We start from the raw sequence: 25,727 nt of genomic DNA on the forward strand, positions 1-25,727 counted from the left end.
GCGATAACGAGGAGGATAGCCGTATCATTCTTTTTACGGATAGGCCTATTTATCGCCCGGGGCAAACCGTTTATTATAAAGGATTATGCTTAAGGATTGAAAAGGGGGTAAATAAAATTGAAGTAAATAGAATAATCGATGTTTATTTTAAAGATGCTAACGGAAAGGAAATTGCAACAGCCACTGTTAAAAATAATGATTTTGGCACTTTTCAGGGATCGTTCAGCATACCAATGGGTAAGTTAAATGGCAGTATGGTAATCAGCACTGATGATGGCCAAATTGGAGTGCAGGTAGAAGAATATAAACGTCCAACTTTCGAGGTCGTTTTTGATAAGCGCAACCAACGGTATAAACTGAACGATAGCATTAAGGTTGTGGGGAAGGCCAGTGCTTTTTCAGGATATTCGGTCAGTAATGCCAGCGTGAACTATAAAATTTTTCGCAGGGCGCTTTACGATTACAGGTTAAATTATACTGAGCAGGCGGCCATTTATGGATCGCGTGCATTCGAAAGAAAACAAATGGCCATTGGTAAAACAACAACCAAATCCGGTGGCAAATTTGATATTACATTTTTCGCTAAGGCAACCGATATCAGGCAAAATTATAGCTATGATATTGAAGTAGAAGTGACCGACTTAAATGGTGAAACCCGGACAAAAACCTCATCAGTTAGTGTGGGGCAGAAAGATATTAACCTCAACATCAATTCCGAACAGGTTATTTATACCAGCAATAAGCGCGATAGCCTTACCTTTTGGGTAAGCAATTTAAATAATGAACCAATTAAGGCTAACGTTAAAGCCGAATGGACTTTATTGCAGGCGCCTTCGCGACTGATGAACAAAAGCCCCTTTTATGCCGAAAACTATTCAATATCCAAAGAGGCGTTTATTAAAGTTTTTCCAGATCAGGAATATAATAAAGAATTGGAGGTGGCCAAATGGCCACTGAAATCGGTCGAATTAAAGCAAAATCCTGATGTTAAAAATGGCAGGGGATACCTGAGCTTTACGCAACGAGATTTAAAGCCAGGCTATTATAAAATTAATTTAATGGCGGTAAATGAACAGAACGATACCGTTAAAGTAGATAAATATGTAGTAGTTTATGGTGAGCAACCTGCTCTAATACAATCAAATATCGAATGGATTACTCCTGAGGTAAGTGTAGTCGGGCCTGGCGAAAGTGCCGTTTTTCGTTTAGCTGGTTTATCCAACAACAGTAAAGGGTATTATGAAGTTTATTATCGCGATAGCGTAACCAAAAAAGTGTGGCTTAACTTATCGCCCAAACAAAGTATCGTTAAAATTAAGCCTGATACCGGTTACCACGATGGTTTTGCTGTGCAGTTTACGATGGTGCATGAGGGGGTGGTTTACAATTCGATGCAGCAGGTTAAAATGGTAGATCCGAAAAAAGAACTCGACATTAAATTTTTAACATTCAGGGATAAGCTGCAACCCGGCGAAAAGGAAAGCTGGAAGCTACAGATCAGCAATAGCGCTGGTGAAAAGCAGATGGCCGAAATGGTGGCTACACTTTACGATGCAAGTCTGGACGATTTGAAAAATATGAATTGGAATACCTATTTGCAAACTGGTTTCAATTATTATTTCTACAACTGGAACTTCAATGCCAACAACAATGCTAACTCAAACTATTTATGGTTCTTAAAATCGAATTACGAGCATGCCGTTATTACCCGTAAATACGAAAGCCTTAATTTGTTTGGTTATAGTTATTACGGAGGTTACAATTATGCTTACCGCAATTATATCAATAACCTAAAGAAAGCCAGAAAGGCCGGATTACAACCAGAAGCCATTCAGAAATTGGCTGAGCTTGAAAAGGGTAAATTAACCTATGGTGTGGTGTTCGATAATCAGGGAGAAACATTACCTGGTGTGCAGGTTAAATCAGGTAAATTGGTAACAACAACTAATGTATTTGGAATTTATACCATTGATGCCAGGGCAGGTGAGAAGTTAAGTTTTTCATTTATTGGTTACAAGAATTACACCACCGTGGTGGGGAGTAAAAAGCGGATGGATATAACCCTGAAAGAAGACGGCAATGCTTTAAACGAGGTAATGGTTGTTGGATATGGTTCGCAACGAAAGGAAATCATGGCAGCTTCTGTTGCTCAGGTTTCAGACGCTCCATTGGAGGGCAAAGTAGCAGGCTTAAGTATTCAGGATAATACTGGTGTTCCAGGATCAAATGATAAAATACTTATCAGAGGAATGAGCAGTATTGGAGACAATGATTCTGGGGGACAATTAAAAAATAATAACATTGTTGCCCGTACCAATTTTAACGAACTGGCATTTTTTTATCCGCAATTATTAACCGATGCCAAAGGCGAAATCAAAATCGAGTTTACCATTCCGCAATCATTAACGCGTTATAAGATGATGGGTTTTGCCCACACCAAAGATTTAAGAACCGCATCGGTTACCAAAGAACTGGTTACACAAAAGCAACTGGCCATTGCCATCAATACACCAAGGTTTTTCCGCGAAGGAGATACCATCTTGTTAAGCGCTAAACTGAATAATTTAGCAGGTAAGAAACTGGATGGTAAGGCAAGCTTAGCATTAACGGATGCATTAACAGGTAAGCCAATTCAGGTTTTTGATCAGGTAGATAAAGCTGAAAAAGCTTTTGAAGTGGATAACGAAGGTAGTTCAGTTTTGAAGTGGACATTGATTATCCCGTCGGGTATTAATGCCATTACTTATAAGGTTGTGGCACAAAGTGGTAAATTTAGCGATGGCGAAGAAAATACCATTCCGGTGTTACCCAATGCCATGTTGGTTACCGAAAGCATGCCGGTAAATGTGAGGGGCAATACCACTAAGACATTCGATATGGAGAAGCTTGAAAAATCGGGAACTTCAAAAACTCTCCGTAACCAAAGTTTAACTTTCGAGTTTACCTCAAATCCGGTTTGGTATGCGGTACAGGCTCTGCCTTATTTAATGGAGTATCCGTACGAATGTGCCGAACAAACCTTTAGCCGCTTTTACGCCAATAGCTTTGCCACTGGAATCATCAATTCATCGCCAAAAATTAAAACGGTTTTTGAACAATGGAAAAGCAGCAACAATGGTGATGCACTTTTATCCAATCTGGAGAAAAATCAGGAATTGAAATCAATCTTACTCGAAGAAACACCTTGGGTGCGCAACGCTGATAATGAAAGCGAGCGTAAAAAACGTTTGGCAGTACTTTTCGATTTAAACCGAATGACTTATGAGCTGAAAAACAATTACGATAAGCTTGCTAAAATGCAGTATAACAATGGCGCTTTTCCATGGTTTACCGGTATGAGAGAAGACCGTTACATTACACAGCATATTGTTTTAGGGATGGGCCAGTTAAAAAAACTAAAAATGGTCGATGAGAAAGCTTATACAGGTTTTAATACCATGCTTAATAAAGCCATTGCTTATTTAGATGCACAATTGGTTAATGATTATAAACAAGAGCTGCAAGGAAACCACATTAGCTACTTGCCGCTACACTATTTGTTTGCAAGAAGCTATACCAACTCTAAAAATACAAGCGCCGATTTTATAAAGGCCAGAGATTTTTACCTGAAAAGATTAACTGCAAACTGGAAAACTTTTGATAGCTACCAGCTGGCGCAAACTGCTTTGGTGTTAAGCAGAAATGGCAATACCGCCGAAGCTCAAAAAATCATCACCCTGCTTAATCAAACCGCACAACAGAGCGAAGAATTGGGAATGTATTGGGCCAAAAATAAAGCTGGCTGGTGGTGGTATCAAAGTCCGGTTGAAACACAGTCCTTGCTGATTGAGGCGTTTGATGAGGTAGCTAAGGACACTAAAGCTGTTGAGGAAATGAAAATCTGGCTGCTTAAAAACAAACAAACCAATGATTGGAAAACCACTAAAGCTACAACTTCGGCCTGTTATGCTCTGTTAATGAAAGGTACAGATTTATTAAGCGAAAGTAAGGAACCCGAAATTACCATCGGCAGCCAAAAACTAACTGATTTGCAAAGCCCGAACCCGGTAAAAGAAGCGGGTACAGGTTATCAAAAAGTAACCGTCGCGGGTACAAACGTAAAACCAGAAATGGGAAAAGTACAAATTAAAAATAACAATCAAACCATTGCCTGGGGTGCATTGTACTGGCAATATTTCGAACAACTGGATAAAATTACGCCGGCCATTACAGGTGTCAAGATTAAAAAGCAACTGTTTTTACAAAAGGCCAGCAATAAAGGCGATGTGCTAATCCCTTTAACGGCCAATAATGTTTTAGCTCCTGGCGATCTGGTAAAAGTAAGAGTAGAAATTTTTTGCGACCGTGATATGGAATACATTCATTTAAAAGATATGCGTTCATCGGGCTTTGAGCCTGTTAACGTAATTTCGAGGTATAAGTACCAGGATGGATTGGGTTATTATGAAAGTACTAAAGATGCTTCGACCAATTTCTTTATCAGTTATATGCCCAAAGGTACTTATGTATTTGAATATCCGTTGAGGGTTACCCATTCGGGCAATTTTTCGAACGGTATTACTACTTTGCAAAGCATGTATGCGCCTGAGTTTACTACCCATTCGGCAGGCATACGTGTAAACGTAAAGTAAGCTAGGTAAGCTGGATGCCGCTGTAGGTGGCGCCAATTGGAATAACTTTTTCATCTATCCAGATCTGGCTTCGGTCAAATCTGGATATTTTATTTTTAGCCACTATAAAGGCCCGGTGACAGCGAATAAAATCTGTTTTTGGCAACAAATCGGCCAGGTCGTTAATTGTAATGCGCGAGCTCAGCAATTTGTTTTTAAGTTGGATCTGGGTATAGTTACCCGAAGCTTCGAAGTACAGAATTTCATCAAGTTCTACTTTTACCTGTTCGTAACCATCTTTTATAAAAATGTGGTTGGTTTTTGCCTCCTGTTTGTCACTCCGTAGGTTAAACAGCTCATGGGCTTTGTTGCAAGCCTTTAAAAAGCGCGAAAGTGAAAAGGGTTTAAGGAGGTAATCAACTGCGTCGAGCTCAAAACTTTGTACAGCGTGTTCAGTATAAGCTGTGGTAAAAACAACCATTGGCGGCTTGCTCAAACTTTTTAAAAAATCAATCCCGCTAATATCCGGCATTTTAATGTCCAGAAAAATCAGGTCAATTTTGTGCTGTTGAAGATAAGTAATGGCCGCAAAAGCATCAGTAAAGGTTTCCTGCAAAGTAATAAACGGAACTTTTGAAGCATGAGATTTTATAATATCTAATGCAATGGGTTCATCATCTATGGCAATTGCGATCATTTTTGTTTATTAATAGTTTTCACTTTTTCTGTCATGCTGACAAAGGAAGCATCCCCAGTGTTTAAAAGAAATCGTCATTTCGACCGTAGCGGAGAAATCTTTTAAACATTGTTCATCGTTTTCTCCATTACGCTCCATCCGATAGCTATCGGATCGAAATTACAAAAGGCCTAAATTTATAACTTTAGAAGCAAAAGATTCAGAAACTGTTTAAATTTCTGCGAAATATGAAATGGGCGGTGGAGACACCGCCCAAAGCGTTCGCTTGAGGTGGGTGTTCCCACCCACCTGATAAACCTGTGAATTTTTTATTCATTTTTTAAACAGCCTCTCAATTTTATCAATAATATCCATTGAACTAAACCAACTGCAACGTTAAATGCACAAAAAACTCATTGGCGCTTTCGCGAATAATTAATTCGTGCTTGCCTGGGTACAGCAATGACAGGCGTTGTTTTACATTTTCAAGGCCAATGCCGCTTTTTAGTTTTTCAGGATCATTATCGGCCTTAATGTAAATGCTGTTGCTCACATCAAAATACAGTGTACTTTCTTTAGTTTGTAAAGTCATTTTGATGTACGAGGATTGTTGCAGACTGATACCATGTTTAAAAGCATTTTCGATAAAGGGGATAAGCAGCATAGGGGTAATTTGTAAATTATTGATCTGCTCTTCGATATGGGTTTCAATCCGTATATCGGCTGATCGTGAAGTGCGTAACTTTTGCAGATCGATATAATTGTTCAGATACTCTACCTCACGGGTAAGCGAAATTTTATCCAGTGTGTTTTCGTGTAACATAAAGCGCATCATATCGCCAAGTTTCTGGATCCCTTCGCCCGTTCTTTCTGCATTTTCCTGCAAAGCGGTACCAAACAAAGTATTTAAGGCATTGAATAAGAAATGTGGATTAATCTGCGATTTTAAGAAATTTAAACTCGCATCTGATTTGCCTAGTTCGGTTTTCAGCATCTGAATTTCGGTCTGTTTTTCGAACTTGTTTTTATAAATGTACCAGGCCAACGGAGTTGTAATGCAAACCATGGCTATAGCAGCTAGTATTAAAGTAACCGGCACGGTTTCACCATTGCGCATAAACGGTACCAACATAATCAGCAACAAGAGCGAGATGAGCGCACTCACAGCCACATTGCCCCAAAAGTAACGGCCAAAACCTTTCTGGTTTTTCCGCAGGTTTGGAATGATATAATAAATGGAACAAAAAGCCAGCAGGATATTTACTGGTGGCGCAATTAGCCAGATTACCAATAAATCATAATCAAGCCTAAACGAAAGCACCGCCGCAAAAACCAAAAGCGAAATCAGCCAGATTCTTGTAGTAATGAAAATCTCGGTAATGATATTTTGGTTGTAATCTCTTAAAAAGCTGATTTTATTCAATAACTCCAGCCCCCTTTCATTAAAAAAGGCATAAACGTTAAACAAAAGATACAGGAAAAATACATAGGTAAAAGCTTCGCCAAAAAGCATGTCGTAGGCATTATCGATATTATCGAATTCAATTAGCCGGTAAGCCTGCGAATAAGTATTGGCCACCATCCAGCCCACAACAGAAAAGGCAGTTACCAGAACCGAAAGAATAATATTTAATGCAATGTTATTTTTTCTCGATAGCTGTGGCATAAAACAGAAGTTGAACAGCAGAAAGCTTATATACACCACACTGATTTTGAACATTTCAGGTAGGAAAAAGTTCTTCATTACGCTGTAATCGATACTGCTTACGCTAAAATGATAAGAATGGCCAGAATTATAGGTGGTTTGTGTGCAAATGCTAATTAAAGCCAGGATATACAGTGTAGTCGAGATCCAGAACTCCAGCTGGTTAATATTTTTTGCTTTTTCGGAAGTAGGGTTACCAGAAATAATTTCCATTGTGATGATTTGTTTAGGCCACAATTTTACAAAGTGCAATAATACCAATATTTAAAATGTGATAGACAGGGCTAAAAATGTGACGAATGATCAGGATTATTGGATTTTAGGATGAGATGTACAATTCCATGATCCATCTTCCATTTTTTTCTATCTTTGAAACGGCTTGTTGGATTTAAGATCGGTTCGATTTTTTCCTCATCCCTAATACATTTTCCATTTCACATCATTATCATTTAGTATGACCGTTTACGGAATTCCAAATTGCAACACAGTTAAAAAATCGCTCGATTGGTTAAAGGCAAACCATATCGATTTCGAATTTCACGATTTTAAGAAAAAAGGCATTACTACTGAAAAATTAAATGGGTGGTGCAACATTTTTGGCTGGGAAACAGTGCTTAACCGCAAGGGATTAACCTGGAAAAAGTTAACCAAAGAGGAGCAGGCTGCAATAAACACTCAGGATTTGGCTATAGCCTATTTAAAAGAAAATACAAGTGCCATTAAACGCCCGGTAATCGAAAAAAATGACAAGGCGGTATTAATAGGTTTTGACGATGACAATTATTTAAAAACCCTAATCTAACTGATTTGTTGTAATGTTAAAGTTTGTTAAAAGCAGATTTTAAACAAAGAACTCAATTACTTTTGAATATGCGCAAACTAATCATTTTTCTATTGCTTGCTATGCCTATTGGCGTTTTTGCACAAACTGTAACTACAGGTACAGTATTCGATTTTTCGAAAAAAACACTTTCACTTCCTGGGGTAACCGTTAGAAATCTGAACAGTAAAAAAGCAACCAGTACCAATAAAGAAGGCAGATATGCCATTGGAGCCAATGTTGGCGATCTGATCGAGTTTTCTGCAGTAGGTTATCACACCGATACTTTGTATTTAACCAACCTGTTAAACAGGACTATTTATTTGCCTGTTAAAACGAATAATTTAAAGGAGGTAAATATTAATGCGGTAAGAATGAACAGCCAGATTACGGATGCAAAAGACCCTTTAGCCGAAAAATATACTTTACTCAACACAGGCGGTAACCTTAACCGTAAACGGATGAAGGATAAAGTTGGTGGTTTAAACCTAAACCTTGGCTATGGTAAATATAAAAGACAGCAGCGTAAAGAAGCCGATTTAGAAGAAAAAGAAATGTACATGCAGGAAATTGACGAGAACTTTACGGCGAAAGCAGTGACCGAGCTAACCAAGCTTGAAGGTGAAGAACTTAAAAATTTCATGATTATTTATCGCCCGTCGGTAGAACTGGTTAAGGCCGAAAGACCATACCGGTATGCATTTTATATCTCGCGGGCATTTGTTGCCTGGAAAAAATTAACGCCGCAGGAAAGAAAATTACAGGATTTGCCCAAATTAAAGGCAAATTAATAACCCAATATTAGCTTATTGGTAACATTATAACCACATATAAATCTATATGTGGTTATTTTTTATATTTACCTCCCGAATACAACCTTATTATATCATGAATATGAATAAACTATTTACATTTTGTGTGGTTTGTTGTGCTTTTGCTTTTTCAGCTTCAGCCCAACAGGCTACCAGCCCTGCGCCAACCAGCAATTATAACCCAGCTGAGGCATTTGGACCACTATTTTATACTCAAAACGGAAATGAATTCCGATCAGCTATCGGTGCACCAGGTCCTAAGTACTGGCAAAACCGTGTAGATTATAATATTACCGCCAATCTCGATGAAACTAAAAACACGGTTAGCGGAACAGTAACCATTACCTATAAAAATAATAGTCCCGATAAATTGCCTTATTTGTGGTTGCAGTTAGATCAGAACACCTTTAAAGAAACTTCTCGAGGTTATGCCATTACCCCTTCGCGTAGCCGTTATGGTGCGCAAGGCGAAAAATTTGATGGCGGCTATAAAATCCAGAACATCACCGTGTCGCAAAAAGCTGCTGCAGTAAAATTTACTTCTTTGGTAGAAGATACCCGTATGCAGATTCGTTTAGATCAGCCAATGGCTCCAAATGGCGATATCGTAACCATTAAAATGGATTATTCGTATATCGTACCTAAAGAAGGATCGGACAGAGCCGGACATTTAACTACAAAAAATGGTGAAATTTTTGCCATTGCACAATGGTTTCCACGCATGTCGGTGTATGATGACGTAATTGGTTGGAATACTTTGCCTTACTGGGGCGGAGGTGAGTTTTACTGTGAGTATGGCGATATCAATTTTGCCATTACTGCTCCGGCAAGCCACATCGTTATGGGCTCTGGCGAGTTGTTAAATCCATCTGAAGTTTTTACACCAACGCAATTACAAAGGTGGAATGCAGCTAAAACGAGCGATGCTACTGTGCATATCCGTACAGAAGCTGAGGTTACAGATCCGGCATCCCGCCCGGCGAAAGATAAATTAACCTGGAAATTTAAAATCATAAATGCACGCGATGCAGCCTGGGCTTCATCAAAATCTTTTGTTTTAGATGCTGCAAGATATAAACTGCCAAGCGGTAAAACAGGTTTAGCTGTTTCGGCACAGCCGGTTGAAAGTAATGGTGTTGATGGTTACGGCCGTGGTGTAGAATATGTAAAATCTACAATCGAACATTATTCATCAAAATGGTTCGAATACCCGTATCCAATGGCCGTTAACGTAGCAACCAACATTGGTGGTATGGAATATCCGGGTATTGTGTTTTGTGGTTGGAAAGCTAAAAAAGGAAGTGCCTGGGGTGTAATTGACCATGAATTTGGCCATACCTGGTTCCCGATGATTGTAGGTTCGAACGAGCGCAAATATGGCTGGATGGATGAAGGCTTTAATACCTTCATCAATGGTATTTCTAAAAGCAGCTTCAATAATGGAGAGTATGCCAGTGCACCAACTGATTTAAATAGAATTGGTAAGAATGTGATCGGTAATCCGATTTTCGAAAATATTATGCTAATGCCTGATGGAATGGCCGAACGCAATATTGGTGTTAACCTGTACAGCAAACCGGGTTGGGGCTTAGATATTTTAAGAAACCAGATTTTAGGTGAAGACCGTTTCGATTATGCTTTCCGCCAGTACATTAAAAACTGGGCATTTAAACATCCAACACCTTTCGATTTCTTCCGCTCAATGGAAAACGGCGCAGGCGAAGATTTAGCCTGGTTCTGGAGAAGCTGGTGGTTAAACAGTTGGAAAATGGATCAGGGCATTACAACTGTTGAAGCCGTTAAAGATGGCGATAAAATAACAGGTTATAACATTAAAGTGGTAAACCTCGAGAAAATGCCAATGCCAATCATTCTGCAGATTAAAACCAAAAGCGGTAAAACAGATATCGTAAAAGTACCTGTTGATGTTTGGATGAAAAACACCAGTTGGTTGGTGCGTTACCCAACAACTGAAGCAATAGAATCGGTAACTTTAGATCCAAATAAAGTATTGCCAGATTCGAACCCGGATAACAATACCTGGACAGCCACAGGTAATTAAGCTGTTGCTATCCACAAAAAGCCTCCCGGTCCTGAAGATCTGGAGGCTTTTTTTATTGCAAAGTACCGACGGATTAATCTGTTATATCGCTTAGCTTAGCAATAAAATTATACTTATGAGCACTTCATTATTAGAAATAACCAATCCCGAAGGAATTTATGATCCCCGCCCGCATGGCTACTCGCATGTTGCCGCAGTTCCGGCCTGGAGCCAGCTGGTATTTGTTGCCGGACAAGGCGGTAGCAGGATTGATGGCATTTTAAGTGCCGATTTCAGAACGCAGGTATCCATTGTTTTCGAAAATATAGCCATTGCATTAGCTAGCAAAGGTTTAAAAATGGAAAATATTGCTAAGCTCAGCACTTTGGTGGTAGATTACGATGATGAGAAACATCAGGTATTGATTGAAGAATCGACTAAAATATGGCCTGACTTAAAATTTCCGGTAAATACACTTATTCCGATACAACGTTTGGCATTAAAAGGGATGTTAATTGAAATTGATGCAACTGCAATAGGCTAAACTGATGGAAAACGGAGAACGCAAAAACGTTTATCAGGTATACAATAAAATAGGCGATTGGTTTGCCGAAAACCGCTATGCCGATTCGGTGGAACGCGTTTATTTGGCCCCAATAATTGAACAACTTCCACCAAATGCCAGCATGTTGGATGTAGGCTGCGGTACCGGAAAACCCATATTAGAATATTTCATTAACCACAATGTAAATGTTTTGGGCATCGATGGAAGCGAAAAGATGATTGAATTGGCCCGGGCTAATTTCCCCGGTACCCGATTGATACTACATGATATGCGCGGGTTACATTTGGATGAAAAATTTGATGTTGTTATTGCCTGGCATAGTTTCTTTCATTTGCCTGCAGCAGATCAGCCCGCCATGTTCAAAGTTTTCAAAGATCACCTGAACCCAGATGGTATTTTGTTGTTTACCTCTGGTACCGAAAGCGGAGAAGCCTGGGGCATGAATGGAGGAGAAAACCTGTTCCATGCATCATTAGATACGGCAGAATACCACTCGTTGCTGCGAGCCAATCAGTTTGTAGTGCTTCTGCATCAGGTGAACGACCCGGATTGTGGTGGTGCGAATGTTTGGATGGCACAGTATAAACCTCAATAATTTTGCCTTAACTTTGCCCAATGGCCGAACAGCAAAAAAACAATCCCTTACATGGTATTACTTTAGAAAAAATTGTAACCGATCTTCAGGCACATTATGGATGGGAAAAACTGGGATCACTCATCAGGATTGATTGCTTTAATAATAACCAAAGCATCAAATCGAGCTTGAAATTTTTAAGAAGAATGCCCTGGGCACGTAAAAAAGTAGAAGATTTATATCTGGATACTTTTGTGTAGATAATTGAATTTTGAATGATTGAGTGATGGAATGAGTGAATGTTGTTTATTCAATCCATCAAAATTCTCCCATTCAAAATTATTGTCTGCAACCCTTTTTTTAAAATCGTCGTCATCTTGTTCTAAACCTTATTATATGAAAAATATTTTCTATTGTTTTTTGCTCACGCTTACTTTGAGCAGCTGCCTGGTTATGACTTCGAACCATTCTATGTCGAAAGGTAAATTAGATATTCCAAAACGGGAAAGTTACACTGTAGTTTATCAGGCCAATTTTGGGCAACGCTTAACCGGAAACGCAATTTATACTGGTGATAATGGAAAACTGGTAGAACAGGAAAATGTAACAGGTAGTTGGCAGAAGACCTTTACTCTAAAATCCGGTACCCATGTCCAGCTCGAAACATTAGCAAAATCCAAATCAGAATCTAGGGCAGAATACAAAATCCTGGTTGAGGGAAAAGTAGTTTCCGAATATGTGTTAAGTGGAAAAAGATTGAATTATACATTCGCTTTCGATCTGCCTTAGTTCATAAAATCTTCATATTGATTTTCGAGATTTAATAAACAAAATAACAAGGTTTATTCATCATTAATCAATTAAAAATGAAAGCAATTAAAGTTTTAGTAATCGCATTAGTAGCCGCTTTTACCATTAACACCGTAAGCGCTCAAACCACCACTCCGGCAAAAACCGGTACCGAAAAATCGCAAACCAAAAAAGGCCATAAACACCATCATCATAAAAAGCAGACGAAAAAAATAGCTAAAGCTTAAAAAAATAAGAAAGTCTTTCAGGTAAATCTGGAAGGCTTTTTTGTTAGCTGCCAAATCCAGGAGCAAAAGTTATCATGATGAAGGGGTTGCTTTAACATACTTTCTTGCTTTGGTTAACCATTTTATAAGAAATTATAAAATTTAACACAAACGTTTGTTCAGTACTTCATTTCAGCTAATTCAGCTGCTTTGTATCATAAATCAGTTCAAAAAAGCAGTTGAAGAAATACATGAACTAAACATTCATCAAATCGTTGTTTCAGACTTATTTGGCTTTTTTAAGCATATTAGATAAAATTTAAAAAATACAGACTTTTAGTCAAACGTTTGCGTAATATTTTAACGCTTTATTACGCACCAAAAGCCATAAATTAGGGTACTGAAAAACCGCGATTGTAAATCATAGCCAATCCCGAACGAATTGCCGTTTTTTTGATCAGCATATAAAAAAGAATATCAGGCTAACCTTAAAAAAGAAATATGGAGCTATCGGTACAGGGAGGTTTAACCAGGGAGGCAATAACACTGAGATACCTCTTTTTTACCTTTTTTAAAATTGGCTGTGTAAGTTTTGGGGGGCATATGGCACTGGTGTCTTTAATCCAGCGCATTATGGTGGAGCAGGATAAAACTATCGACAATGAGCAAGTGCTGGATAGTATAACGGTAGCTTCCTTTATGCCCGGGCCGCTTGCAGTAAACGTTGTTGCCAATATCGGTTATACGTTAAAAGGTAAATTGGGCGCTGTTGTAAGTATTTTTGCAGTGTTGTTACCAGCCTGTATCCTGATACTATGTTTGGCTTATGTATACTTTTCAAGTGGTTTTAAAATAGAGTGGACCGCTGTTATGAAGTACGTTGGTGCAACCATTGGCATCATTATTTTTTCTACAGGTTTACAGTTATTCCGTAAAGAAATAGCACTCAACTATAGTAAAATTGCACTTTTTATATTTGCTGTAGCACTCGATTTAATTATTGGTAGTTATGTTTTAACTCTTGTTTTGATGCTGGTTGGAGCTACTGTTGGTCTTTTTATCGATAAGGAAAAAAATAACTACCGCGAAATTGCAGGCAACTTGAAAATGAAATATAAACTGCGGTTAAGTACAGTTTCATTGTCTGTACTTATCGTTTTGTTAATCAACCAGATTTTGTTTGTAAGCGGTTTTTTTAAGGGCTATTCCAGTATTTTTTTTAAAATCGGGACAGTTTTTTCTGGCATTAGTATTTCCCTGTTTGGTGGCGGCTACGTCATTATCCCAATTATGCAGTCGCTCTTTGTTAAAGATTTAAACTGGCTTACCGATAAACAATTTATTGATGCCATTGCTTTTAGTCAGGTCACTCCCGGACCCATTTTAGTTAGTTCTACATTTATTGGTTATAAGCTGGCGGGCTTCTCTGGTGCATTATTGGCCACTTGCTGTATGTTTTTGCCTGCTGCGGCCTTAATGATTATGGTTTCTAAGATTTTTAACCGTACCAAAGATCATCCGCTAATTAAAAGCATGATATCTGGCATTAAAGTGGTGGTAATTGGCCTGATCATTTCTTCTGCATTTAAAATATTATTGATGCAGCCCAGAACGATATTAGTAGGTGTAATTTGTATTATTGCATTTGTACTGAGCACTAAGTATAAATTAAGTCCGGTATATTTAATACTTGGCTCAATCCTTTTCGGAATTTTAAGCACTTTTATTTCATGAACAATATTTCCAACCCAGTAGGTATTCAGATAATTGGTACACAAAGATCGGGCTCTAATCTGTTGAGGGTGATTTTAGATCAGTCGGATGAAATTGCTTCACCCCACCCTCCTCATATTTTAGTCACCTTCGTGCCCCTGTTAAATTTATATACACCTTTAAACGCTGAAAGATATCAGGAGCTGGTAAGCGATGTGGTAGACTATGTAAATGCCAATCCCGTGCCGTGGGATGGTGTTGAACTGGATAAAAATTGGATTTATGAAAACTCGAAAGAACAAAGCTTATTCGAAATTAACCGGTTGATATACGAATCTGTAGCCCGATCGAAAAACGCGAAATATTGGTGTTGCAAAAGTATGGCCAACGTACATTATGCCAACGAGCTGGAAAAATATTCGCCCAAACTTAAGTACATTTATTTGTATCGGGATGGACGCGATGTAGCCTTGTCATTTAAAAAAGCAATTGTTGGCGAAAAGCACATTTATCATTTGGCGCAGCAATGGTTTAAAGATCAAACAGCTTGCATCGAGTTATCAAAACAAATTGAACCTGCACGCTTTTTTGCTTTAAATTACGAGGAACTGATTGCTAATCCTGAAGCTATAATCAAAAAGCTATGCCATTTTCTGGAAATTGATTATTTTGAAAGTATGCTGGATTTTCATCAATCAAAAGAATCGCTGGCCACAGCCAACGCAGGCGAAATGTGGGAGAATTTAGCTAAACCCATTATTAAAGACAATAGCCGAAAGTTTTTGAAAGAACTTAGTGCCAAAGAAATCAATATATTTGAGTTAATCAACCAAGAAACTTTAACAACCCTGGGCTATAGTTTAATAAATCCTTCAGTTAAGGGACAATTTATCCACGAAGAAGATATTATATTTTTTAATGACGAAAACGATCAAATGAAGAAGCGTTTTATGGAAAATGCCCGTCAATCTGATCTGGATAAACGGAACCCACAGCTGGAAATTTTAAAACGAATAAAAAATACAAAATCAGCACTAAATGCAAAGTAATATTAGCGAAAATATCGATATGCAGGCAATATTGGGCATTGCTGTGGCGGCAGGTGAAGCAATTTTAACGGTGTATAACCTCCAAGAAGGTTTTGAAGTAGAAACCAAAAGCGACGCATCACCCCTAACCATTGCCGATAAAATGGCAAACGATATTATTTGCGTGGGGTTGAAAAAACTATATCCGGCAATTCCAATTATATCCGAAGAGGGGAAAAGCATACCCTATGAGGACCGTAAAGACTACGATTTTTTTTGGTGCGTTGATCCCTTGGATGGGACAAAAGAGTTTATCAAAAAAAATGGAGAATTTACGGTAAATATTGCGCTCATTAAGGGGCAGACACCGGTTTTAGGGGTGATTTATATTCCCGTTCAAAACACATTATATTACGGTAGCGAAACTATTGGAAGCTGGAAACAACTGCCTGGAGAAACGCCGAAACAAATTAAGTCAATAAATACCACCACTTGGACGGCTGCAGTAAGCCGATCGCATGCCGATGGCAAAGAAAAAGAAATCTTAAGCCAATATCCCGTTACAAACTTCGTTGCGGTTGGTAGTTCCTTAAAATTTTGTCTTTTGGCCGAAGGTAAGGCACAAATTTATTTAAGAACAGGCCCAACTATGGAATGGGATACAGCAGCTGGCCATGCCATCATCCTGTTCAGTGGTTGCAACATCAACACATTATCAGGAAAACCTATACTGTACAATAAAGAATCGTTGCTAAACGAAGGTTTCTTGTGTAAAGTTGATTAATTTTAAAAGCTAATATCCTAATTCATGCCTCAACAAACAACGCCTGATCAACAAGCTGGAGTTTCAGCCCAAAACGGACTGGTAATATGGTTATTTGGTCTATCAGGTTCAGGAAAAACAACCATTTCAACCTTATTAAGCGAGAAATTAAAAGCAGCGGGGTTTTTCTCTGTTGCACTTGATGGAGACGCGTTGAGAGAAGGTATAAATAAAGATTTGGGGTTTAGCGAACAAGATCGAACCGAGAATATCAGAAGGGCTGCGGAAATAGCCAAACTGATGCTGAATAATAATATTATAACAATCTGCTCCTTTATTACTCCAATGAGTGCCCAAAGGACTCTGGCGGCCGAAATTATTGGCGAACGTTATTTCGAGGTTTTTATCGATTGCCCTTTAAACGTTTGCAAAGAAAGGGATGTGAAAGGTTTGTACAGAGATGCCAGACAGAATTTAATCCCAAATTTTACAGGTGTAAGCGCTAAGTTCGAGCCTTCATCCAATGCCAATTTAATTCTCAAAACCAATACTGAAAGTGCGGTTGAAAGTATGGAGCGCTTATTTAATGAGATTAGCCTCCGCATCGGCCCCGTTATTTGATCTGTTCATCCCTGAAAACGAGGACTTAAGGAGTCTATTTTCGGGATTCATGTGATCGTTCATAGTCTTTAGTCTACTTAGTCAATCGATTGCGCAGTGTTTTGCTGTGCAAGTGAATTGTTTAATTGCTAATATTATATATGCAAGAAACAATAGTCGTTGCTCCTTGCTTGCTATCAACTATCAAACGAATCATCATGACTAAAATTTACAAACAAACCACAGCTCATTATAGGGAGAGCATTCCTATAAAAAGACGCACTCTTTTTAACGCACTTTTAAAAAATATTTATTGTTGTCTGTTTTTACTCATTCCCATTGCTGCCAGTGCACAAACTGTAGTAACTGGTACCGTGAAAGACGAAAAAGGCCTGCCAGCGGTTGGAACATCGGTAACGGAAACCGATGTGAAGAACGGAACATCGGTCGATCCCAATGGTAAGTTTACATTAACCTTAAAAGGAAAATTACGTGTTTTAAACTTTACTTTAGTCGGTTACAAAACACAAAAAGTAACCATTGGAGCTTCAAATGTAGTAAATGTAAATTTAGAAGAAGACCTCAATAAGTTAAATGAAGTAGTAGTTGTGGGTTATGGTACCCAACGGAAAACGGATTTAACAGGTTCTATCAGTTCGATTAAAAGTGATGACCTGAACTTAGGTGGCACTACGTCCAACATCGGGCAGGCCATTCAAGGTAAGGCTGCGGGTGTGCAGGTACAACAAACAAGTTTTGCGCCGGGTGCAGGTATGCAGATTACAGTGAGAGGTGGTAACTCCATTAACACAACAAATAGTCCGCTGTATGTTGTAGATGGTTTTATTTCTGATAACGGAAGTACCATTAACCCGAATGATATTGAAGACATCCAGATTTTAAAGGATGCCTCATCGGCTGCCATTTATGGCGCGAGGGGTGGTAACGGAGTAGTTTTAATCACTACTAAAAAAGGTAAAGCAGGTAGGGTAGCCATTGATTTGGATCTATCGAACGGTACGCAATATTTAACCTATAAACCAACGTTGTTAAACGGTCAGCAATATACTGCTATTCAAAATGCTACAGCTATTGAAGATGGTAAGCCAGTTTTATTTCCGCCATCTTTTTCAATTGCTAATACCAATTGGTTGGAAGAAGCTACGCAACAAGCCTCAGTTCATAACAGGAGCTTAAGTATCAGCAGTGGCGATCAAAACTCTAAACTGTATGTATCAGGTAACTACATTAATCAGAAAGGTGTTTTAAAAGGAACCGGATTGGAGAAATATACTGCCAGGATTGGAGCCGAAAAAAGCCTTAACGAAAGGTTAAAGCTAGGTGCTAATTTTTATGGCTCAACCTCTAAATTATTTCAACAATCGTACTCAGCAGATATTACTGCGCCATTGTTTGGCTTGTTAACAGCATTGCCAAACATACCTGTTTACAATGCTGATGGAAGCTACTATCGTTATCAGGGGAAAGATAATCCGTTAGCCAGCTTGTTAGAACCAACTAACACGAGTACCAATAAACTGGCTAACGCCAATGTTTCTTTGGATTACGAAATTATTAAAGGACTAACTTATCACTTGGGAGCAGGAGCAGAATATACACAACTTACAGAAGGGCAATACATTCCGCGAACTTTAAGTGCCGGGGCAAAAAATGGAGGAATTGCAGCGCAAAAAAGCTCGACCACATTTAGGTGGCTGGTAGAAAATTATTTAACCTATAAATATAAAACTGGCGCACATGATTTCACTGCATTGGTTGGTACCTCTAACCAAAAGGATGTAAATGATTACTTAGCCGCAGGTAGTAAAGGTTTTGGAACAGATGAGTTTTTGTTTTATAATTTAAGTGCTGGTGCACTACCTAATGGTACAGCTGTAACCATAAGCAATCTTGCAGGTGGTTATAATAGTTTTAAAGAACAAGCTACTTTTAATTCATTATATGGAAGGTTAAATTATTCCTATAATGACAAATTATTAGCTTCTTTTACGCTAAGGAGAGATGGTTCATCGAAATTTGGTGAAAACTTTAGATATGGTTACTTTCCATCAGGAGCTATTGCCTACAAATTTACCGATGAAGAATTTATTAAAAACTTAAATACTTTCTCTAATTTAAAATTAAGAGCAAGTTTCGGAGTTACCGGTAATGACCGCATTCCGAATTACCTGTATCTGCCGACTTTTACCAATTATAGTACAGTGCTTAATCCAGGTGATCCCTTGCAAATTGGAACAGAACCTAAAACCTTACCTAATCCAAATTTGAAATGGGAAAGTACAACCCAATATAATCTGGGGATAGATATGGGCTTCTTCAGTGGAAGAGTTAATGCCAGTATTGATGTTTATGCAAAAAAGACTACCGATTTATTACTTAATATTCCAATAGAACAATATTGGGGATTTAATTCGCAATTGGTAAATGCGGGTTCGATCCAAAATCGAGGAATTGAATTTATGGTGAATACCGTAAATATTCGTAATGATAATTTTAGCTGGAATACCAATTTTAATATTGCGCTAAACCGTCAGAAGGTGTTGTCTTTAGGCCCTGTTAATCAAATTTCTGTTAATACAGCAAACCCTAGTGGTACTGTGTCTGGGCGTGAGTTTTCGCGCATGATGCCAGGTAGAGAGCTTGGCGAGCTCTTCGGATATGTGTATGCAGGCGTAATCAAAACTGGTGAAACTTATGCTCCTCAACCCAACTCTAAGCCAGGTGATCCAAAATATCAGGATACCAATGGTGACGGAAAAATTACGCCGGATGACATGACTTATTTAGGGAATTCTACCCCGCGTTTTACAATGGGTTTAGGAAATGATTTTCATTATAAAGGATTCGATTTAAACGTTTTCTTTCAAAGTTCATTTGGTTACTCGCTATACAATATGAACAGGTTGGTATTAGAATCAACTACCAGTACAGATGCTTTGAACAGATTTGTTGCGAGTACTAACGAAAACACAGATGTACCACGTGAGGGATATTTTTTAAGTACTTATGGTAGTTATGTAAACTCACGCTTTGTAGAAAATGCATCTTACCTAAGGTTAAAGTCTGTTTCGCTAGGTTACACTTTACCAACCAAAATATTTGATCGCATTAAAATAATAAAAGGTTTAAGAGTGTACGCCGAAGGACAGAACATATTTACCATTACTAACTATACGGGAACCGATCCAGAGGTAAATTCGCATTCAGGAAGCAATTTTGGTGGTGGGATAGACTTTAATGCCTTCCCAGCATTTAGAACATTTTCAGCAGGTGTAAAATTAACCATCAATTAGTAATACTTTCCTAATTATTAGGATTAATAAAGATAAAAAGATGAAAAGATATAAGATTATTCTGGCTATTACTGCAGTTGTGCTTTTGCAGTTTTCTTGTAAAAAAGATTTAGATCCAGTTGTGTATAGCAGTTTAACAAGCCTTAATGCCTTTAAAACAAAATCGGATGCCATAGCCGCCGTAAATGCGGTATATGCCCGTTTAAAAGGGCCGTCGGTGGGAGACAATTTCGATTATTGGACGGTAAGACATTTTGCATTAACGGATCTAACCACAGATGTAGGGCACTGCAGCTATGGAGGCGATCCGGGGCAGCTCTCTAATGTACAATGGAATTCGGCAAATGGATTGATCGCTGAAGATTGGAGGCAAATTTATAAGTTGATTTCTAATGCTAATAATGCGATTTTAAATCTCTCTAAAATGACTGCAATTACCCCTGCAGAAAAAAATCAATTCCTCTCGGAAATTAAATTTTTAAGGGCTGTAGCTTATATGGATTTAACAGATGCCTGGGGGCCAGTCGTTTTAGCAACAGAAAAGGATTTAGAAAATCCAAAATATACTGAAGCAGCCAGCTTAACTCCGCTTGATCAGATTGAAGCATTTTTGATCAATGATTTGCAAGCTGCTTCCACAACTTTGCCGGTTAGTTATGTTAATAACCCTATTTACACAACCAGTGATGCAGGAAGAGCAACAAAAGGCGCTGCTCTTACGTTATTGGCTAAATTATACCTGCGCCAGCACCAATGGCAAAAAGTGGTTGATATTACTAAGCAGGTGATGGATTTAAACATTTACTCGCTTTATCCTACCTATGCAGGTCTTTTTGCCGAGAGTAATAAATGGTGTGCTGAAAACATTTTCTCGGTACTTAGCGATGCAAACGTGAACGGAACAGAGTTATTAAACCATTTTGGGCCAGAGCAGCATCCAGTTTTAACAGATAGATGGCAGTACTATGCAGTAACCTGGGATTTTTACAACAGTTTCGATGATGTGGATGATAGAAAGAAACTCTTCTTTCCTGAATATCTGGGTGTTGATAATTTAGTACATAAGCAAGCGCCCTCACTGGGAGCTACACCACCTGCAGGTGTGTTTTACATGCAGGATGTTGCAACCGCAAAATATGCTGATCCGAAAGGGGCTAATACCTATTACGATGGCCATAGTGTAAATATTTTACGTTATGCAGATGTATTGTTAAGCAGAGCCGAAGCCATTAACGAATTAAGCGGGCCGACTACCGAATGTATCGACCTGATTAACCAGGTAAAAGGCAGATCGCATGCCAAACTATTGGTTGCGGCCAACTATAACCAAACCACATTAAAAGATGCACTTTTGCAGGAACGTGGCTGGGAATTGTTTTATGAAGGCAAAAGAAGAGCCGATTTAATACGTTTTGGTAAATATGAACCTATTGTAAACGGGTATCTGAAACGCATCAACAAAACACCAACAATTGTCATGCCTCGTGATCAGTATTTCCCTTATCCTTTAAACCAGGTAAATATTAACCCGAATTTAAATAACTCGGGCAGACAATAATTTCATACTTTTATTTAACAAAAAAGAATATGTAGTTTTTGCTATGTATTCTTTTTTGTTTACAAGCAACATCCTATTATATATATAATGATCAGAAATTTATGAAGTATATTTTAAAATTTGCTGTTTTAGTTTTTGTACTGGCGCTTTTCGGCTGTTCTAACAACGGTAGTATTAAAGAAATTAAGGTTGGTCTGCACAACAACAATGAATTAAAAATCCAGATTGACGTAAATACCAGTTCGGATGTTGATGCGTACGTGAAATACTGGCCCAATAAAATTGCTGATTCTTTAAAGCAGATCTCACCCATTTCGAAAAACAAAAGTCGCCATACATTTGTACTTTGCAACATTATTCCTAAAACAAGCTATGCTTATCAGGTTATAACAGTTAAAAATGGTGCCGAAACAGTAAGTAAAACCTATACTTTCGAATCGCGCGATTTACCGGAATGGTTAAAAGACCAATTTAAGGCCAAAAGTGCTGATGATAAGTTGATCCCAAAGGAATTTAAAAACGGATTAATCCTCATTAACAAAAGGTATTCGCCGGGAATGGCTTATCTGGTTGATTATAAAGGAAGATTAAGGTGGTACCACATGATTGATAATATGGGCTTCAAAGTAATCAACTTTACCAAAGATAAAACCTTGCTGTCTATTTTGGGGAGTAACGATGAACCTACAAGCTATGGGAGCCAAATTCTGGAAATTAATCTGAATGGCGATACCGTGTTACACCTGAAAAAAGGACAGGGCGATTTTAAACAAACCATTCACCACGAAATTTTAAAAAACAGTAAGGGCGAATTGGTAACGCTCTTTGTTGACCGCAAGATAACCGATTTAACTCATATTGGTGGTGCCAGGCAAGATACCATAAATGGCGACGGTATTATGGTGATGGATCAGAAAGGAAAACAGATATGGAAATGGAGTGTGTTTGATGCACTTGATCCTTTTGCTGACATGGCGCTGTTAAAAACTAAAAAAGACTGGATGCACGCCAACAGTTTAAATTACGATACGGATGGAAATTATATCATTTCCTTTTATAATAACGGACAGATTTGGAAAATCGATTCGAAAACGGGCAAAGTAATCTGGAAATTTGGTAAAGGAGGGGATATTAAGATACCTGCCGAAGCCGGTTTCTCTCAGGCTCATGCGGTGCATATAAACGCAGAAGGTAATTTAATGTTTTTCGATAATGGGATAGATAAACATCAATCTGGCGTGTACACCTTTAAGCTAAACCAACCGGCCAAAAGCGCGGCTTTAGATATGCACATTAAGTTGCCACCACAAATTTATAACGATCGTATGGGTAGCGCTTATATGATTACCCCTGAAAATATACTGTGTTGCAGTTCGAAAAGGCATATTATGGTATTAACCAATAGAAAAGGTGTATTATTATGGACATTAGAAGCTTCAGTACCTGCTTATAGGGCAATTTTCGTAAATTCGGAACAATTAAGCCCTGTTTTAAAACCTTAATAACAACAAAATAATTAATAAACCAATTGATTTTAAGCCTATGAAAAGAACCTTACTCTTCATTACTTTCAGTGCAATCTTATCTTTTTCGGGATGTAAAAAAGATCGCATCAATAATCTGAATAGTATCAGCTATGGCTCTTCTTTTGGGATGTGTGTCGGATATTGCTCCAATAATCTGCTCATCAGTGATTTGAAACTTACTTTTTCCAAATCAAAAAACGGCCAGACATCCGATACCAAAACCTGCAGCAAAACAATTTCTGAGGCAGATGTAAATGCCATCAAAAACGACCTGAATATGGAGAAAATTGCTGCCCTGCCCGAAACAATAGGCTGCCCTGATTGTGCAGATGGTGGTGCCGAGTGGATCGCCATTAACGCTGATGGTAAGCAATATAAAATTACCTACGAATACGGTAAAGCCCCCAAAGAGCTCGAAGCTGCGGTAGCCAGGTTAAAGGTGCTGAAAGATGGTTTTAAGGATTGTAATTAGTTAGCTTTTATTAGCTGAGCGTTAACCGCACTGTTTTTAACGTGCGTTCCCTCAAAAGTTATTCTTTTATCTAATGTGCTTACCAGTTCAGAAAGCTCATAAACATTTCTGTATCCATAACCATACAGGTTAATGTAAGTTGGGATGTTGAGCGCTAATGAAATGGCTGCGATTTTTTTATTAACCATGACAGGAATAACTGTTTTACTGGCAAAATTGGCTGCATCATCTACAAAGTTGTTGTTGCAATAGATTAATATTCTGGTATCGGCATTAGGGATAAGCCTGAGTAGGTTTTGTTGGGTAAAATCAGAGAAGTTAAGGTGTATTGCCCCTTTAACATGTTTTCTTTTATATAAGCTATCTGATCGGGTATCTAAAATAATGGTGCCCTTTTCTGCTGCCATTTTTAAAAAAGCAGGTAAGTCGACCAATCTGCTTTTTCGGTGGGCTTTAACTTCTGGTATTAATTTTTCGTAAGCATCAAAATCTACATTTGCCTTTCTTTTAACAGGCGGAGTAGTTTGTGCATTACACAGGTACGCAATACTAAAAAGCACGATGGTAATGATTTTCGTTTTCATGTTTTGAGTGTTTTAAATTAATTTCCGCCTAAAATAATTGGAGCAGTTTTTCCATTCCCCATGATAATAACTTTCGTATTTGCCGATTTCGCAATTTCTTTTTGAGCCAATATAGATTCATATTGAAGCTGCCTGTCACTCAACCCTGTTGAAAGAATACGTTGATAATCGGCAATACCCTGGGCTTCTACTCTTTTACGTTCTGCTTCCTGGCGTTCCTTTTGAAGCACAAATGTCATCTTTTGCGCATCCTGTTCGGCATTTATTTTAGATTCAATACTTGCTTTTACCGATGCGGGAAGGGTGATGTTGCGCACTAAAAGTTGCTCTAATTCTAAACCCCTTTTGGCAAAACTTTTCTCAATAGTGTTAAATATTTTAGCCTGAAATTCATCCCTTTTACTGGAATATAGTGCAACAGCATCATAAGCTACGGCATTATCTCTAATGGCAGTACGCGAAACTGGGCGAACAATCTTTTCCAGGTAATCGGTTCCAATTTCCCTTAGGATTTGTGGAGCTGCACTTCCTTTAACCCTGAATAATACCGAGAGATCAATAATTACTTCCAGTCCATCTGCCGATAAAACCCGCAGTGCATCGTCAGTTTGTTTATTGCCTTCATCATGAACGCCAGACATGGTATAATTTTGGGTTTTAACATCAAAAGGTGTGATTACTGCAATCGGGTTAATTACGTTCAAACCGCTATACAAAACATCGTTATCTACTTTACCAAAAACTGTTTTAACGCCAACCTCACCGGCGTCAATCACTTTAAACACAGAAAAGGATAAACCGATAATTACCAAAACCACGCCTGTAATTTTGGCGATATTGCTGTAGCGGCCAATAACATTGTTTTGGTTAGAAACAGCAAAGCCAATAAAAATGATGATAATTCCAATGATACTTAAGAACATATAATTTAGATTTTTACTAAAGATAAAGTATTTCAAACAATCTTTTATGCCTGTTTGAAAAGAACTTGATGCTTCAAAAGCTAATCGCCAGGACAATCATATTAAGGTATTGAAGAATTGGAAATGGCCAACCCAAAACTAAAAACTGCAAACTGTCTCACAACTCCTTAATCTTCAACTCTAAACTAAAAACTCCGGGCTCCAAACTTTTTACGCTAACCCCTTGATTTTTAAAAAGAATTGTTCTACTTTTGCAGTCCGTTTTATGGGCTATCTGTAAAGATGCCGGGGGAGCGGTAAATTTTTTAATAAAAAAACATAAAAAAGCACAATGCCAACCATTCAACAATTAGTTAGAAAAGGTAGAGTAGCACTGGAGTTCAAGAGTAAGTCTCCAGCGTTGGACAGCTGTCCACAGCGAAGAGGT

At 38.3% G+C, this 25,727-nt stretch carries 21 protein-coding genes and 1 pseudogene; 18 read left to right on the top strand and 4 right to left on the bottom strand.

Annotated features, from left to right (window positions below):
* Window positions 1–4,631, top strand: a 4,631-nt coding sequence (locus tag DBR40_RS20755) for an alpha-2-macroglobulin family protein (RefSeq protein ID WP_124561666.1), incomplete at its 5' end; no start/stop codon positions are given.
* A 1-nt stretch (window position 4,632) separates the two neighbouring features.
* Here DBR40_RS20755 and DBR40_RS20760 read toward each other — a convergent pair.
* A complete protein-coding gene (locus tag DBR40_RS20760) occupies window positions 4,633–5,307 on the bottom strand; it encodes a LytR/AlgR family response regulator transcription factor (RefSeq protein ID WP_124561667.1) in 675 nt (224 codons plus the stop codon).
* Between the two features lie 358 nt (window positions 5,308–5,665).
* Window positions 5,666–7,204: a sensor histidine kinase gene (locus tag DBR40_RS20765; RefSeq protein WP_199748399.1), complete on the bottom strand. Its 1,539-nt coding sequence runs from the start codon at window positions 7,202–7,204 to the stop codon at window positions 5,666–5,668.
* Between the two features lie 241 nt (window positions 7,205–7,445).
* On the opposite strand from DBR40_RS20765, the gene DBR40_RS20770 reads away from it, so the two are divergent.
* The 16 genes from DBR40_RS20770 to DBR40_RS20840 all read left to right on the top strand — a co-directional run bounded on the left by DBR40_RS20770 (window position 7,446) and on the right by DBR40_RS20840 (window position 23,793).
* Window positions 7,446–7,793, top strand: a complete 348-nt coding sequence (locus tag DBR40_RS20770) for a Spx/MgsR family RNA polymerase-binding regulatory protein (protein WP_124561668.1) — start codon at window positions 7,446–7,448, stop codon at window positions 7,791–7,793.
* Between the two features lie 68 nt (window positions 7,794–7,861).
* Window positions 7,862–8,602 (top strand): carboxypeptidase-like regulatory domain-containing protein, encoded by a 741-nt coding sequence (locus DBR40_RS20775; protein WP_124561669.1) that lies wholly within the window; start codon window positions 7,862–7,864, stop codon window positions 8,600–8,602.
* Window positions 8,603–8,705: 103 nt separating this feature from the next.
* A complete protein-coding gene (locus DBR40_RS20780; RefSeq protein ID WP_124561670.1) occupies window positions 8,706–10,685 on the top strand; it encodes a M1 family metallopeptidase in 1,980 nt (659 codons plus the stop codon).
* Between the two features lie 115 nt (window positions 10,686–10,800).
* Window positions 10,801–11,208: a RidA family protein gene (locus DBR40_RS20785; RefSeq protein ID WP_124561671.1), complete on the top strand. Its 408-nt coding sequence runs from the start codon at window positions 10,801–10,803 to the stop codon at window positions 11,206–11,208.
* A gap of 4 nt (window positions 11,209–11,212) precedes the next feature.
* Window positions 11,213–11,824 (top strand): class I SAM-dependent methyltransferase, encoded by a 612-nt coding sequence (locus tag DBR40_RS20790; protein ID WP_124561672.1) that lies wholly within the window; start codon window positions 11,213–11,215, stop codon window positions 11,822–11,824.
* Between the two features lie 20 nt (window positions 11,825–11,844).
* Complete coding sequence (locus DBR40_RS20795) at window positions 11,845–12,063, top strand: VF530 family DNA-binding protein (RefSeq protein WP_124561673.1); 219 nt, start codon at window positions 11,845–11,847, stop codon at window positions 12,061–12,063.
* 136 nt (window positions 12,064–12,199) lie between these two features.
* Window positions 12,200–12,592, top strand: coding sequence for a hypothetical protein (locus tag DBR40_RS20800; RefSeq protein ID WP_124561674.1), 393 nt, complete (start codon window positions 12,200–12,202; stop codon window positions 12,590–12,592).
* A 77-nt stretch (window positions 12,593–12,669) separates the two neighbouring features.
* Window positions 12,670–12,840 (top strand): hypothetical protein, encoded by a 171-nt coding sequence (locus DBR40_RS26760; protein WP_158674095.1) that lies wholly within the window; start codon window positions 12,670–12,672, stop codon window positions 12,838–12,840.
* 480 nt (window positions 12,841–13,320) lie between these two features.
* The gene (gene chrA / locus DBR40_RS20805; protein WP_124561675.1) at window positions 13,321–14,553 is read left to right on the top strand and encodes a chromate efflux transporter; all 1,233 of its coding nucleotides are present in this window, start codon (window positions 13,321–13,323) and stop codon (window positions 14,551–14,553) included.
* Entirely contained in the window at window positions 14,550–15,581 is a 1,032-nt protein-coding gene (locus tag DBR40_RS20810) for a sulfotransferase family protein (protein ID WP_124561676.1), read from the top strand. Before chrA ends, DBR40_RS20810 begins: the two co-directional genes overlap by 4 nt.
* Complete coding sequence (cysQ, locus tag DBR40_RS20815) at window positions 15,571–16,344, top strand: 3'(2'),5'-bisphosphate nucleotidase CysQ (protein WP_199748400.1); 774 nt, start codon at window positions 15,571–15,573, stop codon at window positions 16,342–16,344. The genes DBR40_RS20810 and cysQ overlap by 11 nt, the downstream gene beginning before the upstream one ends.
* 24 nt (window positions 16,345–16,368) lie before the next feature.
* Window positions 16,369–16,944 (top strand): adenylyl-sulfate kinase, encoded by a 576-nt coding sequence (cysC, locus tag DBR40_RS20820; protein WP_124561677.1) that lies wholly within the window; start codon window positions 16,369–16,371, stop codon window positions 16,942–16,944.
* 197 nt (window positions 16,945–17,141) lie between these two features.
* The gene (locus tag DBR40_RS20825) at window positions 17,142–20,237 is read left to right on the top strand and encodes a SusC/RagA family TonB-linked outer membrane protein (RefSeq protein WP_158674096.1); all 3,096 of its coding nucleotides are present in this window, start codon (window positions 17,142–17,144) and stop codon (window positions 20,235–20,237) included.
* Window positions 20,238–20,277: 40 nt separating this feature from the next.
* A complete protein-coding gene (locus DBR40_RS20830) occupies window positions 20,278–21,795 on the top strand; it encodes a RagB/SusD family nutrient uptake outer membrane protein (RefSeq protein WP_124561679.1) in 1,518 nt (505 codons plus the stop codon).
* Window positions 21,796–21,896: 101 nt separating this feature from the next.
* Complete coding sequence (locus DBR40_RS20835; protein WP_124561680.1) at window positions 21,897–23,297, top strand: aryl-sulfate sulfotransferase; 1,401 nt, start codon at window positions 21,897–21,899, stop codon at window positions 23,295–23,297.
* A 40-nt stretch (window positions 23,298–23,337) separates the two neighbouring features.
* Entirely contained in the window at window positions 23,338–23,793 is a 456-nt protein-coding gene (locus DBR40_RS20840; RefSeq protein WP_124561681.1) for a hypothetical protein, read from the top strand.
* Here the strand turns inward: DBR40_RS20840 and DBR40_RS20845 are convergent.
* Together DBR40_RS20845 and DBR40_RS20850 are read right to left on the bottom strand one after the other, a co-directional pair.
* Entirely contained in the window at window positions 23,790–24,377 is a 588-nt protein-coding gene (locus tag DBR40_RS20845; RefSeq protein ID WP_124561682.1) for a rhodanese-like domain-containing protein, read from the bottom strand. The genes DBR40_RS20840 and DBR40_RS20845 overlap by 4 nt on opposite strands.
* Window positions 24,378–24,394: 17 nt before the next feature.
* On the bottom strand, window positions 24,395–25,300 hold the full coding sequence (locus DBR40_RS20850) for a prohibitin family protein (RefSeq protein WP_124561683.1): 906 nt from the start codon (window positions 25,298–25,300) through the stop codon (window positions 24,395–24,397).
* 331 nt (window positions 25,301–25,631) lie between these two features.
* Here DBR40_RS20850 and DBR40_RS20855 point away from each other — a divergent pair.
* Window positions 25,632–25,727, top strand: a pseudogene (locus DBR40_RS20855) (30S ribosomal protein S12); the annotation flags it as partial.

The sequence above is a fragment of the Pedobacter sp. KBW01 genome (assembly GCF_003852395.1).
Classification (GTDB): Bacteria; Bacteroidota; Bacteroidia; order Sphingobacteriales; family Sphingobacteriaceae; genus Pedobacter.